Source organism: Nitrosopumilus cobalaminigenes, from assembly GCF_013407145.1.
Classification (GTDB): domain Archaea; phylum Thermoproteota; class Nitrososphaeria; order Nitrososphaerales; family Nitrosopumilaceae; genus Nitrosopumilus; species Nitrosopumilus cobalaminigenes.
Window position 1 is genome coordinate 727,763 of the sequence record NZ_CP026993.1, and the last position, 13,204, is coordinate 740,966.

Annotated in this window: 16 protein-coding genes; 10 read left to right on the top strand and 6 right to left on the bottom strand. The window is 33.4% G+C overall.

Going from position 1 to position 13,204, the window contains the following annotated elements:
• The first annotated feature begins 58 nt into the window (after positions 1-58).
• The 8 genes from C5F47_RS04390 (at position 59) to C5F47_RS04425 (ending at position 5,350) form a co-directional block, all read left to right on the top strand.
• The gene (locus C5F47_RS04390; protein WP_179361671.1) at positions 59-1,111 is read left to right on the top strand and encodes a tyrosine-type recombinase/integrase; all 1,053 of its coding nucleotides are present in this window, start codon (positions 59-61) and stop codon (positions 1,109-1,111) included.
• Positions 1,112-1,277: 166 nt separating this feature from the next.
• Positions 1,278-1,481 (top strand): hypothetical protein, encoded by a 204-nt coding sequence (locus C5F47_RS04395; RefSeq protein WP_179361672.1) that lies wholly within the window; start codon positions 1,278-1,280, stop codon positions 1,479-1,481.
• A gap of 201 nt (positions 1,482-1,682) precedes the next feature.
• The gene (locus tag C5F47_RS04400; protein WP_179361673.1) at positions 1,683-3,215 is read left to right on the top strand and encodes a DNA primase family protein; all 1,533 of its coding nucleotides are present in this window, start codon (positions 1,683-1,685) and stop codon (positions 3,213-3,215) included.
• Positions 3,216-3,435: 220 nt separating this feature from the next.
• A complete protein-coding gene (locus C5F47_RS04405; RefSeq protein ID WP_179361674.1) occupies positions 3,436-3,735 on the top strand; it encodes a hypothetical protein in 300 nt (99 codons plus the stop codon).
• 201 nt (positions 3,736-3,936) lie between these two features.
• Positions 3,937-4,509 (top strand): tyrosine-type recombinase/integrase, encoded by a 573-nt coding sequence (locus tag C5F47_RS04410; protein WP_179361675.1) that lies wholly within the window; start codon positions 3,937-3,939, stop codon positions 4,507-4,509.
• A gap of 315 nt (positions 4,510-4,824) precedes the next feature.
• Positions 4,825-4,980, top strand: a complete 156-nt coding sequence (locus C5F47_RS04415) for a hypothetical protein (RefSeq protein WP_179361676.1) — start codon at positions 4,825-4,827, stop codon at positions 4,978-4,980.
• 2 nt (positions 4,981-4,982) lie between these two features.
• Entirely contained in the window at positions 4,983-5,144 is a 162-nt protein-coding gene (locus C5F47_RS04420) for a hypothetical protein (protein ID WP_179361677.1), read from the top strand.
• Positions 5,141-5,350: a hypothetical protein gene (locus tag C5F47_RS04425; protein WP_179361678.1), complete on the top strand. Its 210-nt coding sequence runs from the start codon at positions 5,141-5,143 to the stop codon at positions 5,348-5,350. Before C5F47_RS04420 ends, C5F47_RS04425 begins: the two co-directional genes overlap by 4 nt.
• Here C5F47_RS04425 and C5F47_RS04430 read toward each other — a convergent pair.
• Positions 5,325-8,477: a ribonuclease HepT family protein gene (locus C5F47_RS04430; RefSeq protein WP_179361679.1), complete on the bottom strand. Its 3,153-nt coding sequence runs from the start codon at positions 8,475-8,477 to the stop codon at positions 5,325-5,327. The two genes, C5F47_RS04425 and C5F47_RS04430, sit on opposite strands and share 26 nt — an antisense overlap.
• Positions 8,477-8,704, bottom strand: coding sequence for a hypothetical protein (locus C5F47_RS04435; RefSeq protein ID WP_179361680.1), 228 nt, complete (start codon positions 8,702-8,704; stop codon positions 8,477-8,479). The genes C5F47_RS04430 and C5F47_RS04435 overlap by 1 nt, the downstream gene beginning before the upstream one ends.
• Positions 8,705-8,824: 120 nt before the next feature.
• Between C5F47_RS04435 and C5F47_RS04440 the strand changes: the two genes are divergently transcribed.
• The gene (locus tag C5F47_RS04440) at positions 8,825-9,025 is read left to right on the top strand and encodes a hypothetical protein (protein WP_179361681.1); all 201 of its coding nucleotides are present in this window, start codon (positions 8,825-8,827) and stop codon (positions 9,023-9,025) included.
• 5 nt (positions 9,026-9,030) lie between these two features.
• On the opposite strand, the gene C5F47_RS04445 is transcribed toward C5F47_RS04440, so the two are convergent.
• Positions 9,031-9,627 carry a protein-disulfide isomerase gene (locus C5F47_RS04445; RefSeq protein WP_179361682.1) on the bottom strand — a complete coding sequence of 199 codons (597 nt, stop codon included), beginning with the start codon at positions 9,625-9,627 and terminating at the stop codon, positions 9,031-9,033.
• A gap of 357 nt (positions 9,628-9,984) precedes the next feature.
• Between C5F47_RS04445 and C5F47_RS04450 the strand changes: the two genes are divergently transcribed.
• Complete coding sequence (locus tag C5F47_RS04450) at positions 9,985-10,389, top strand: HIT domain-containing protein (protein WP_179361683.1); 405 nt, start codon at positions 9,985-9,987, stop codon at positions 10,387-10,389.
• On the opposite strand, the gene prf1 is transcribed toward C5F47_RS04450, so the two are convergent.
• The 3 genes from prf1 to C5F47_RS04465 are packed head-to-tail and all read right to left on the bottom strand — an operon-like array spanning position 10,382 to position 13,175.
• Positions 10,382-11,662: a peptide chain release factor aRF-1 gene (gene prf1, locus C5F47_RS04455; protein WP_179361684.1), complete on the bottom strand. Its 1,281-nt coding sequence runs from the start codon at positions 11,660-11,662 to the stop codon at positions 10,382-10,384. The genes C5F47_RS04450 and prf1 overlap by 8 nt on opposite strands.
• A 52-nt stretch (positions 11,663-11,714) precedes the next feature.
• Positions 11,715-12,359, bottom strand: coding sequence for a DsbA family protein (locus tag C5F47_RS04460; protein WP_179361685.1), 645 nt, complete (start codon positions 12,357-12,359; stop codon positions 11,715-11,717).
• Positions 12,360-12,398: 39 nt separating this feature from the next.
• Positions 12,399-13,175, bottom strand: coding sequence for a response regulator (locus C5F47_RS04465; RefSeq protein ID WP_179361686.1), 777 nt, complete (start codon positions 13,173-13,175; stop codon positions 12,399-12,401).
• Positions 13,176-13,204 lie beyond the last annotated feature (29 nt).

The following is a 13,204-nucleotide window of genomic DNA, read 5'->3' on the forward strand; positions in this document are numbered from 1 at the left end:
GAGTTTAAAATGAATACTCTATAGTTTTATTTTAATAGTTTTCAATTGTTTTTGGGTTATGGCATTAAAGAAACTTCTAAGAACTAAAGAAACTTTCATGGCTAAAATGATTACTCGTGACCCTAAAACCTTAGAAGGTTATACCCACACATTACAAAACTTTGAGAATTATTGTATGGAAAAGACTGGAAAAGTTGATTGTATTGAGGATTTAAAGAAATTTGATGAGACTGACCTATTTGAATTTCTACAGGGCTGGATTAATCAAAACCACGATAGGGCACCAAGGACAGTAAAGAACTATTTCTCACAAGTGAAAAAGTACCTACATTATAGGGGAATCAAGCTTCATCCCCAGGATATCAAGGAAGAATTAGACTTTAGACGAAATATGCAAGAGGATTTGTATGGATTGTCTTTAGAGGACATACAAACCATACTAAAACCCCTAAGGTACAAGCATAGAGTCCAATTCCTATGCCAGTTATCCGGATTAATGAGGGTTGGTGAAACTGTCCAGTTAAGAAAAAAGCATCTTGATGGATCTGGATTAAACATTATTGTGAAAATCCCTCCAACAATTGCCAAGTTCAAGAAAGGCCGTACTACTTTCTTTAGTAAAGAAGCAAGCAGATTGTTAAGACCAATACTAAGAAAGTTAGATGATGATGATTTAGTCTTTGGTACAAATGAGAATCATATCTTTTCAGAGTTAAACGTTGAGCAGATTATGAGAAGAACTTTGAAAAAGGTCGGTCTTGATATGAGATACGAATCAAATAACAGATTTATGATTAACACCCATTCATTCAGGGCATATGGCATCACCAAAGTGTCTAGACATGATTCAAACTTTGCCAAGAAGCTTGCAGGGCAAAAAGGCTACCTTGATGAATATGATAGAATGACAGATGCAGAAAAACTAGAACTATACCAAAAGATAGAGTCTGACTTGACCATTGATGATACTGCAAAACTAAAAGCAGAAAATGATAAACTTCAAGAAGAAAGAAAAGAAATTGACGAATTAAGAGAAATGGCCAACATGGATAGAAAACTTATTGAAAAGTTGATGGAACGTTTAGACCTGAAATTAGATAAGAAAGAATAATCTTTAGTATATTTTTTAGAAATAATTGACGTTTTTCGTATATGATTAACTGATATTGGGTACTATCCATACTATCATAGTAGTAATAGTACGGATATCAATAAAATATACTAAAGATAGTACGATATTCGTACATATTAAATACTACTTGTGTTATTAGTATGATATGTCTCAATTTGCTCGCCGTACAACTAACATATCCATAACATTGTCAAACGATACTCTTGACAAATTAGATAAAGCTCGTAAGTTAATTCCTAGAAGTACATTAATTGATTATCTTATTTCAAAGTCATTAAAGAAAAAAAATAGTTTTCCGTCCAAAGAAAACCAAACCATCACCAATGGAGATGATTCTATAATTGAGTAGCATAAACATCAACTTATCCGTGTCACGTTCAAAAACAGGACACAATGAAATCCGTATTGTCTGTTGTTATTGTAATAAGATTTCTAAAACCTATGAGGGTTTTAGAAAACATATTGAAAGAAGTCATAGAAATGAATATGGAATCAAACACATAAAGAAACAAGCTTCCAAACTATGCAGACTATACAAGGAGGTTTATTCTTGACCGTTCAACTAATCAATTGTAATGAATGTTTAGGGGATAGACATGATAATTGCCTTAGTGACAGTTGTTTATGCAGATCTGATAATCATGGTGTCAAAAAAGAAAGTATCTTAGGAAATTGTAAAGTTGACCCAACAAAGAAGATTTCCCAGGCTAATCTAATGGAGATATTCATCGTTGATAATAATTTGAGATTTGATAATGAGGAAAAGATAGACAATGTTGCCAAAGTTCTTAGAAATTTCTATAATTTTGTCACACTAAGAAAAACTGAAAAGGTTTTACTATTCAATGGAAAAATCTATGATTCCCTACATGCAGAATCAATAATCAAAGAAGAAACTAACAAGTTAATTCCAAACTGCACTAAACATGACCGAGCCGAAGTTATTGATAAAATCAAAGTTCAAACCTTTACAGACCTTGAAGATTTTGACAAAGACCCTAATCTAATCACTGTTGAAAACGGCATACTAAACTTGGAAACTTTGGAATTAAAACCACATACACCAGAACATCTAAGCCAGGTATTACTTCCGGTAGAATACAGTTTACCAGATTATGATAACATTGAGGATAATCTAAAAGATACTTTGTTTTGGAAATATCTAGTAAATTCATTTACTGTCAAGGATAAATTTAGAAAAGAAGATTTTGAGACAGTATTAGAAATTATTGCAAGCCCAATTGTAAAACGCCATATTGACGAAAAAGCTTTCATGTTCTTAGGTAATGGGGAAAATGGAAAGTCTGTTTGTTTATCTTACATTGAATCACTATTAGGCAAAAACAATGTCACACATATCCCACTTCAAAAGATTGCATCTGATAAACACATGTCAGCCGATTTGGATGGAAAGTCTGCAAACATCTTTTCGGACCTTGAAAAGAATGAACTAAGACATACAGGTGAAATCAAAGATATTGTATCTGGTGAAGGATTACAAGTACAGAAGAAGTACAAAGACCCATTCACATTATATCCATTCTGTAAGCTAATGTTTAGCTGCAATAGATTTCCAAAGAGTTTCGACCAAAGTCAAGGATTCTTTAGAAGATGGATAATTATCAAATGGGAAAGAAACTTTGAAAATGATTCTGAAAGAATCCCATATCTTAGAGAAAAACTAGAAGCCAACCAAACCGAGAAAAACCTAGTATTTTCTTGCCTTGTACGAATTGCCAATAAATTGAACAAAGTAGGCCAATTTACCCATACTAAGGATTGGAAAACCATTCAAAGAGATTGGAATGAAAACGCTGATCCTATTGATTATTTTGCTTCAAACTGCATAATTGACAGTGAAAACCACAAGTCAAAAAGAGAAACTTATCAATTCTATAAGGAATATTGTCTAGAAAAGGGTGAAAATCCTTTAGGATTAGGACAATTTGGTAAGGCTTTTGCTGAATATTATGAAGAAGATAAGCAAAGAATTGATGGAATTAACCAAAGAGTCTGGCTAAACATTGATTTCAAGCGACCTCAACAAACCACTCTAAAGGAGAATGAATCTGATGTTTGTTGACATTTTTAGAAATAAACTTTTTTCAAGTATTCTATTTCTAAAAACAGTTTATTATCATAAATGTCAACAGGAGATTCCTCATGTCTTGTAATTGTTCTGAATGTTTAGACACTATTTGTCCTAATTGTGATAAAAAGTTAGTAAGCAAAACATTGCTTAGACTTCACCTTCAATGGTTACACAACATAGACGAACAAACATCTCTAGAGGGCTTTTTGAAATGACGTTAGATATGTCAGACCTTGAAAGCGTTGATAGACGTTACAAACGAAAGTTAAACCAATTCAAGAAATTATACAAGCAAAAGAAACAAGGTGTTACACTTTATGATTATGCGTTAAAGCTTGCACATGAGAAGTGGAGCTATGCTAGAAAGTGTTGTTGTATTCGTTGCATTGTAGCCGGTACAGCCGTTTCTAAGTATGAATATTTCTTTAATGTCGTTAATGATTTGTTTAACGATGAAAATTTCAAAACAAAAAGAAAAATCCCTGATTCCTATTACCATGACACCGATTAAACGTTGAATCTAGTGTTAGTATAGTGACATGCTGATTTGTATGTGTGCCCGACTGATATATAGAAGGATTTTTTATAGTAATGGGTAGGGTAATTATTTGTATTATTCTACACTCTATACTTCGTGCCTGTAAACCCTCTGTTACACATAATACATATTTTCTGATATAGAGCTAAATAGTAGTAGTGTGTATTAGAATTATTGAACAGTAATCCAAACTACATCAATCAACATGACTTTAACAGGATATTAGATGCAATACCTAGGTTAAACATTAGAAAGTGGGATGATTTAGACATACAATTCCTAATGAAGATCCTATACCACATGGCCTTAAGACCAATGGAAGGAATCAAACTAAAGAAAGAGGATTTTGATTTAGAAAATAGAATCGTTTACCTAGGTAAAACAAAGACAAGTACATCAGACAGGGCAGTAATTCCTAAAGTATTTCTCATGGAACTAGATGGCTATCTATTACTCAAGGATGAAGGTCCTTTGTTTCCTGGATTAACATACAGGACATTTTGGATTTGGTGTAAGCGACTTGGTGTTATGTTAAACATTGAAGCTTGGATGCCACAAAACAGAATCAAGATGAAGGAGAATACCGTTGGACATATCTTTAGAAAGTCATGGGGTAAGGATGCACTTGATAGTTTAGGCTTTGATAAGATTGATGTTATCAGTACACATCTAAGACATAGCAAACCATCAATGACCTTTGACCACTATCTAAAGGGAAACATCAAGAAGGTTCATGACACTATTTAGAAATAAAAAAGAATAGAGTTAGATCATAACTCTTGGTTTTTTCTAAGGATCTTTCGCATATAGACCTGATATGCAACCATAATACCGGCCACTATTACCCCAGCTACTAACAAAACAATGCTAGGATGGATTGGCATTACACCGACGATGCTTAGGATTGAAGCTGCAACGTAAATCAAGACCAAAGTCGAGATATAGACTTTGAATATTTTCTTGACGTTGCCGCCCATTGGATTAGATATTATACTATCCATAGTATTCTATAGATATCTATGGATATATATCTTTATATCTACGGATATCTATTGATATATAATGCCAGAAATAACAGAACCCATGCGAAAATTCATGCAATCAGTAGGAGATAAGACATGGAAAGAATTAGTCAAGGAAGCTAAGGACCGAGACATATCTATTCAAGAATTAATCAGGGTTGAGATTATCCCAATGTGGTTAAAGAGTAGAGAATAGACATGTTAGATGTTAGATTTCTTTGTAGTAATTGTAACAAGATTACATCGTATAGACCAGGGTTAACCAATGAATATGCTACAGAACCAATAAACTGTGAACATTGTGAATCATATGTTGGTGACTTTGTATATTCACCAAATGAAAAGAAGGTAGACCAATGAGAACTTCATTAAAGATAATGTTGGGTGGTACTGCTATTTGGGTAATGTTTGGTTTAGCTATTGCACCTCAAGAAGTTATAGATGAATTTGGTTATGCAGAAAGTATTGGTAGTTTAATGGGTGGTCTTTTCTTTCCTTGGATTGGGTTTACAGTTTACTATTTCTTAACTAGAAACAAAACTAAAACAAAGAAAACTTCTGTTTAGGTTTCTTTGATCCTGTAATTTTCTTAGTGGTCTTTTTGATATCTTCTTCATAGAGTTTCTTTGTTCTTTTATCTCCAACTGTGATATCTGACTTACCTGTTCTAAATCCTGTAATCTCTGCAACTCTTGTACTTCCAAGAAAGTTATGGGATACTTTACCTGGCTCTTTGTGTTTCTTTGTTGAACTTCGGAAATTAATAATTCCAAATGGTACTACTGGTCTTTTTGGAATGTATGTGTATGGTTGTTTAGTAATTCCTAATGAACCAAATGAACCCCCTCGACCACTTGAACCCGTACTGCCAATAGAACCGATAGAACCGATAGAACCAATTGAACCGATAGAACCAATTGAACCAATTGAACCGATACTGCCAGGACTACCTTTAGAACCCAATGAACCTTTAGAACCGAACAATGAACTAGATTTTCCTTTAGAGTTTGAGCCTTTACTTACTCCTTTTGAGCCTGTTATTTTCTCAATAGTCTTACTGATTCCTTTGGAATCTAACACTGTTTTTGATTTTGCTTTAGATATAGACCTTGAATCCAATACGGATGGTCTTTCAATATTACTAATGGATTTAGAATCAAATACAGATTTAGAATTATCCTTTGATTTAGGGTCTTGAATGTTAAGACTATTTTTGATTAATGGTGGTAGAATTGCTTTGGTTTCTCCTAGTTTTGCATAGCTTGACGGATAAGATTGGGCACTGAACTCTTTTGGATAATCAAATTTCTTAAAGTCAATTTCCGGATAGAGTTCTTTCCATTCTTTTGTTATTGATCTTGTTTGTTTGGCTTCTGATTTTAATCCAATTATCTCAAAGTTTCTTGCTATTTGCTCGGCATCTTGAGACAATAGTTTAGACATATCTTTGAGTCTGTGTTCACTTGGTAGAATTGTAAAACCTTTTTCTGTTGTTTGAACACCTTTTTCTTTAAAGGCATCACTAAGATATGGAATATCTTTTGTTTCTCCTTTGAATTTGTCAGTCTTTGAGCTTTGTAATGATAGAACAGATTCAATTCTATTCATTGTGTTTTGTTCTATTGATACAAACTTTGTATCTTTACCCCCCTCTTTTGCTGGAACTTTTACTATTCTTTTCTTTAGTTTAATCTCAAATGGTTTACTAATTGGATTAAGATAACCACCTTTAGCATCTCTCTTTGTAAGTATGTTGAATAACTCTTTAGATTCCTCTCCTTTAGTTTCTGAAAATACGTTTGTTCCTTGTTTGTAAAATCTTCTATTATCACCTGATATTTTGTTTAAGATGTCAACTGCTTTATCTCCTGCTCTTTCTGCTCGTTTAGTTCCAAATGTTAAATGTCCAAAATCAACATCAATATCTTCTGTACTATCCGACCTTAAGATACTGTTTCTTTTTCCCAGATTACTTGTTGGACTTTTAGAATGACCTAACTGATTTAGAATTTCTTTTGTTTCCTTTGACGTTCTAACTAAATTGGTGTCAAGCTGTAACGTTTCTGATAATGTACCTTTGATTGGTGGGAACCCAGGTAAGATATCTTCTTTGAGTGTGGTTGATTCAATGCCCTCAAGAATAGATGTGGTTGGTTTTTCTGGTAAGATATCTGCTTTCTTTCTGATATTGTCAGGTACTTTCTTTGCTGATGTTTGAACTAATCCGGCAAATGTTTTACCTAGATGAATTGCCTTGACATCTCTAGGTAATAGTTTACCCTCACCTGACAATATTTTCAATGCTGCATCACTTGTTAGAATCTTAGATCCTAGCTTGCCAGTGGTTGAAAACTCTAATCCTCTATCAACGGCTTCAATATCTTTTAGACTTGATTTAACCAGAACCTTTTCTTTTGTTGGGTCGCCAAAGAAAAAGCCCTTGTCGGTTTTTCCACCTATTGTTTTGACTTTACTACCATAACCAACATCTAAAGTTCTGGCAATTGTTTTAGAACCTGATGAAGTTAAGGCTTTGAATGATGGGGATGAAACAGGTAAAACTCTAAGGGGGTTTTTCCCTACAGGTGCAACAATTGCGATACCTTGACCAAATGTTTCAGCCAAGCCTTGTGATCGTACAAGGCCATATGCTTTAGAGATTGAACCACTGAAAGATTTAGTCAAGTCCTCAACATTTCCAGATTTATAAGATTTGAAAATTCCTTCAGTTGTGCCACCTGTAATAATTCCGAGAGGTGTTTCTGATACTTTGTTTTCTAAAACGTTACCGTATCTATCACTCTGTATTGATTTAGTCGAGCGAACTTTAGAATTTGTTAGTTCTCTTTTATTTGTAAATAGATTGTGAAATTCAACCCCTAATTTTTCTTCAAGGTTGACACCTGAACTCATTGTAGTAAATACTTCTTTTCCAAACCCACCTAGAATATCGATGAATGGATTATCGGATTCCTTGGTAACTCTATCAAAATAATTAGTAACATCATCTAAAGGTGATGTTTTTGGTTTACGTGGACCAATGAACATATTCTTTTGTGTGATTTGTGTTGAGCCTGGTTTAACAAGGTAGTCACCTGTCAATGATGTAAACCCAATTAGTTTTGCTGGGTTTTGTGTAACATCAGCATTTCTGACACTTTGATTCCTTTTGGTATCGTCTCCAACGCCAATATTCTCATTTAATGATAATGTGTATTGTCTTGAAAATCTGTTTTTGTTTTGATTCATGTTTTGTTTTAGTAATGGGGAAACTAAACCTAAATCTGGTTGAGTGTTTTTGTAAGGATTTGTAGTAGTTCCTAAGCCTATTCTGTTTGTTGGTGTACTTGATTCTGCTTTCTCTCTTGCATCTGTAAAACTGCTGGCATTGCTTCTTGACTGTCTTTGCTTTTTCAAAGTCTGTGAGTCAACGGTACCGGCTTGTTTGATTTGTCTGGTTTGTTGTAAGGAAAGATTTGGTTGTTTTAATTGGGCTAATCCAGCTTGAGCTCTGTCAATATTTCCCTGTGCTTGATTTCTCAATTTTCTTTTAATCCTTCTTAATCCAGCACTTGATTCCGGTCTGCGTTTGATTGATTCTAATTGTCTTTTTGAGTTATTGATAATCTGTAACATTCGTTTTTCTGCTGCTTGAGCTTCTCGTTCTTGTTGAACTACTCGGCCACTAACCATTAGTTAACCCTCACTAATTGACTGATTGTTTGCTCAATTTCTTCGGTTGTAACTTTTTTCTTGTTTACTGCACATCTAATACAGTGAAACCCCTTATCTTTTGCTACTGAAGTTGAATAGACTATCTTGACATCATTATAGGTGCTACAGTGTAAAGGTAAGTCACATCTATCGCATCTTAGACTAGCTCTGCAAGTATCTGTTAATCCATAATTTGATTTATCCATGAATCATTATGGACTAATCTCCTAAAGATAGTGACAAACCCAAAAACTGGACAAACTGAATTTCACTTAAAACTTTTTGACTATCATTGAGTTTAAATTGTAAATATTTTGAACCTCTTTATGGAACAAAAGGCACTAGAATGTCCTGTTTGTAAAAGCAACAAAGCTGAGATTGCTGGAGATAATGTCAAACTTAGCGGTCGTTTTGAGGATAAAGAATTTCTTACTACTGATTTGACTGTTCTTCGATGTGTGCAATGTGGATTTTACATGTTCTTTGACAAAAATGCATCATCATTTACAACTAAAGATGAATCTTGATAATTCTATTTGATTAATTCTTGATTGTCTAATTGTAACAAATATGCTTCAATCTCTTCTGGGGTTTCAGCACCAAATACAATTAATATTCTGTCATCTTCTTGGACTTCATAATCTCTAATGTCTGATACTTGTTCTCTGTTGATAAAAAATTTCAATTTGTAGTCTTCATCAGAACAGAATTGTTTTCCGTCAGGGAATATGTAACATTGATCATCTAGGCCAATTGCCAGTGTTTCAAAGAGATATCCTAAATCAACACCAGTTGCATGTTTGTGTATTGTAGACCCGTCTCTTCCTTCAAAATGAATCCAACTTGATTTGATTTGGAAAGCTGGACTAGAAAATTCAAAAGTATCTCCAAAAATCTTTACTAATAATGCTGCATGTGCGTGATCACTACCTAATGCTCCTGCATTTTCTGGACCTCCAGGTGCAGTTTCAGTCATATTCAAAAACAAAAAGGCTGCATAACCGACGATTACTGCTATTACTCCTAACACTCCAATTGCAATTAGGGTTTGTTTCCTTTTTTCAGCAGAATGTTTTGTAGCGTAATTCTCACGTTTTACTTCACGTTCTCGTCTTTCTTTTCGGCCCATTTGTTAACTCCATTCAAAAATTTACCCTAATTAACCATTCGTCACTATTTGCTATCTGTTACATTTTGTAATTGATTTTCTATATGTCTGGAAAAGAGTTCATGCAGATCGATACTGTTTTTGACTAGACTCTTTGTAATGGTATTTCTTTTACAGTTCATGTGAGTTGCAAAGAGGGATTTATTCATGATTTTGTGTGGTTTGAGATTCTTTCCACAAAAAGATGCATGCATTGTGGAGAAGAAGAAAACTAAAACTTTGGGTTTTACTTTCTATCATGATTAATTTGTGCCTGATAAAACAATAACTTCATTCTTGATTAAAACCAATAAATAAAATCATCAAATCTTGTTTTCTATGTCTTGTATCTTTTGTGATATATTAGATGGAAAACGAGAAGGCTATTTACTTTATGAGGATGAATTCCATATTGCATTTTTAGATAAATATCCAATTGATGTTGGTCACAGCTTGGTAATTCCAAGAAAACATCATGAAAGAATTACAGATATGAATTCAGAAGATGTAGGCAAAGTTTTTTCAATAGTTCCAAAAATTGCTAAAGCTATTTTGGAAGCAACTGGCGCTGATGCATTTAGTCTTGGTCAAAATAATGGAAGGGCTGCCAAACAAATTATCCCTCATGTTCATATTCATATTATTCCAAGATACAATAGTAAAGGAACAGTTTGGACAAAACGTCAAATTTCAAGTGATGATGAATTATTAGAATTATCTAAGAAAATTCGTAGTCTTATTTAGAATGACCTGGATTATATCTCAAAATTGCTCCAACTTTGCCCAAACTTGCCAACATGTTTCCATGTTCAGCACTCCCTGAAATAACTTCTAGTTGAGAACCTGTTTTAGCTGAAAGTAATTCTAAATAATCTACAATATCTTGTTCGTTAACTTCTACTTCCATTGAATTACATCCGGGACATGGTTTGTTTGCATATTCTGTTTTTTTAGGAATAACTAGAGGTCTTTCTACAATCTCTTCTTGGATGTGTTGACATCTTTTGCATTTACCTTCAACTCTGTGCAAATTTGTATTATCTGTAATTAGCAAAGTTTGAACCACATTATTTTTTAAAAATTCAATAACTTCTTGCAATCCATATGATCCTTTTCCTGTGTTGGTGTTGATTTCTCTAAACAAATCCTCCACCATTTTCTTTTCTTCTACCAGTCGGAAATCTCCTAAAATATCTGCTGATTTTGCAAATGCTTCTCTAATTCCTTCTGCTCCAGAATATGAGGAATCAATTGTACTGATAATATTATTTTGTAATCTATATTCTAGATAATTGCCATTGATGAAATCTTCTTTGGTTGGTCCTGGTCCTGAAATAATTAATCCTTTAACTGGGTAGATGTCGATAAAATATTCTCTAGTAGTTTGTGCTACTCTGTTGTAAAAGTAGGTTAATTCCATCTCTCTTAATTTTTGGAATCTTTTTGCAGATTGTCCTCCTTGTCTATGTTTTCCTGCAACTCCTGAACCTGTTTGGGATAATACTTCAATTTTATCGCCATGTAATAATCCCCACCCTGCATCTTTTGCATCAATTGCTAAAAATCCAATAAGATTGTCATCCTTTAGCATATCTTTTAGAATATCTACATGGAAATGATCATCACATCTGTACAAATACTGATTCAAATCTTTTGGTGGGTCTACTTCCCAAACTGTTACAACTTCACTTCCTAACGGTCCTCCCTCTTCTGGGGGCAATGCTCCACAGAACATTACTAGTCCTCTTTCTGGAGTTTTTTTGTAGAGCTTTAATCTTTGTACAACTTTACCTAATGAATCAACTACATGTGATCTTGTCAAATCTGATTTTATGTTATCTGCAGTTCCTTGCTCTTGTTGTAGTGAACCTATGATTTCATGTAATTGCTTTCCTTTTGGAATGTATACTGTAATTAACTCTGTTCCTCTGCCTGATTTTTTTGATAACTCTTCTAGGGTTTTTCTAATTTTGTAGAGTTTTACTGAATCTTGTTTTTCAATATTTACCTTAGGCATTGCAAATTTACCTTAATTTGCGAATATATCTTTTTGATTAATTGATTTTAAATTATAATTCATCAAATGTTTTTAGAAATACTTCTAAAGGTTGATTTCCTCTAATTTTGATTATTTTCTCATCATTGAACACCAAAAATGATGGTGTTGCATCAATGCCTATCTCTTTTCCAAATTCATGGATGTTTTTAACCTTAGTTTGGTATTTTCCCCTGTCTAAACATTCGTTAAATTCTGCTAAATTCAGGTCTATTGTAGTTGCAAAATTATTTAGAGATTCTCTTGTAACCCAACCTGTTCGTTCTCCGCCCCAATTTTTATACAATTCATCATGGTATTGCCAATATTTTCCTTGATCATGAGCACAGAATGATGCTTCTGAAGCAAGTAATGAATCAGGACCGTTTAGTGGAAAGTCTTTGAAAACTAATTTCACTTTTCCTGTTTGGATGAAATCTTCCTCAATTTGACCTAAAGTATTCTGGTGAAATTTATAACAAAATGTACATTGATAGTCCCCCCACTCTAAAATTGTAATTGGTGCATTAGGATTTCCCATAATTGGAGAGCCCCCCTCAATCAGTTTTGCTGTAGTCAACAAACTTGATTCATGTTCTGAATCCGGATAAAATGCTAAAAACATACCTGCAAAAATTCCAATTAAAATAGGAATTACTAACAAATAGAATTTTGTCATACTGAAATGAATTTAATTTCAAGTAAATATCTTATCTATTCAAATTTGATTTTGTAATACTGTCATAACTTCTGACAATTTACGATCTATGTCTTTTTCTTCTTGATTGATGCTTATTTTATCTAGTTTTTCAAATACTTCATTGTTGTTTATCGTGTACTCTAAAACATCTAGAGAGAAGGGTTTTTCAATCACTGCAATTGCTCTGTTTAATTTTGTTAATACTTCCAACACTGTTTGTTCAAGACCTCCAGAAGCAAAAACCATTCTTTGTTGTGGGTTTATTTTGAGTATTTCAATCGCTGCTTGTAATCCTGTCATTATTGGCATTTTTTGATCTAATATTATTACGTCGAAATAACTTTCTTGGTTATTCTCTTCAAACTTTTTCTTGTATGCTTCAACACATTTTTTCCCATCTGTTGTAACTGTCACCTCTTTCCCTTTTGCTTCTAAATACGTCTTGTATAATGCTAAAATTTCTGTTTCATCATCGGCAATTAGTAATCGCATGGATTTCTTTTCAATCGTGTTTTCTTGTTGAATATTCTTTTCACCAATTTTATCCATCTCTAGTTTAATTGGTCCTAGAATTTTTGATTCTGCCAGTCTACCAAAAACTCCTTCAGCCATTTCTGCAAATAATTCATAATTTGTAATAATTTCTCTTTCTTTTCTGCCGCAAATTTTTACCATTGTCTGCATAATCGATTTGTATCCATCTCCTCCATAGAGATCAATTAATTCCCCTTGAATGATCTCTGAAAGTTGCTTTTCATACTCATTATTCTTTGGATCTGTGCTTGGTGTACTCATTTTCTAATATTCTCAGAAAAAAATAAGTC

Coding starts and splice junctions, on each gene's coding strand:
- C5F47_RS04460 (WP_179361685.1), bottom strand. CDS start 12,359: ATGACAAAATTCTATTTGTTAGTAATTCCTATTTTAATTGGAATTTTT.
- C5F47_RS04465 (WP_179361686.1), bottom strand. CDS start 13,175: ATGAGTACACCAAGCACAGATCCAAAGAATAATGAGTATGAAAAGCAA.
- C5F47_RS04405 (WP_179361674.1), top strand. CDS start 3,436: ATGACGTTAGATATGTCAGACCTTGAAAGCGTTGATAGACGTTACAAA.
- C5F47_RS04390 (WP_179361671.1), top strand. CDS start 59: ATGGCATTAAAGAAACTTCTAAGAACTAAAGAAACTTTCATGGCTAAA.
- C5F47_RS04425 (WP_179361678.1), top strand. CDS start 5,141: ATGAGAACTTCATTAAAGATAATGTTGGGTGGTACTGCTATTTGGGTA.
- C5F47_RS04415 (WP_179361676.1), top strand. CDS start 4,825: ATGCCAGAAATAACAGAACCCATGCGAAAATTCATGCAATCAGTAGGA.
- C5F47_RS04395 (WP_179361672.1), top strand. CDS start 1,278: ATGTCTCAATTTGCTCGCCGTACAACTAACATATCCATAACATTGTCA.
- C5F47_RS04450 (WP_179361683.1), top strand. CDS start 9,985: ATGTCTTGTATCTTTTGTGATATATTAGATGGAAAACGAGAAGGCTAT.
- C5F47_RS04445 (WP_179361682.1), bottom strand. CDS start 9,627: ATGGGCCGAAAAGAAAGACGAGAACGTGAAGTAAAACGTGAGAATTAC.
- C5F47_RS04420 (WP_179361677.1), top strand. CDS start 4,983: ATGTTAGATGTTAGATTTCTTTGTAGTAATTGTAACAAGATTACATCG.
- prf1 (WP_179361684.1), bottom strand. CDS start 11,662: ATGCCTAAGGTAAATATTGAAAAACAAGATTCAGTAAAACTCTACAAA.
- C5F47_RS04430 (WP_179361679.1), bottom strand. CDS start 8,477: ATGGTTAGTGGCCGAGTAGTTCAACAAGAACGAGAAGCTCAAGCAGCA.
- C5F47_RS04440 (WP_179361681.1), top strand. CDS start 8,825: ATGGAACAAAAGGCACTAGAATGTCCTGTTTGTAAAAGCAACAAAGCT.
- C5F47_RS04435 (WP_179361680.1), bottom strand. CDS start 8,704: ATGGATAAATCAAATTATGGATTAACAGATACTTGCAGAGCTAGTCTA.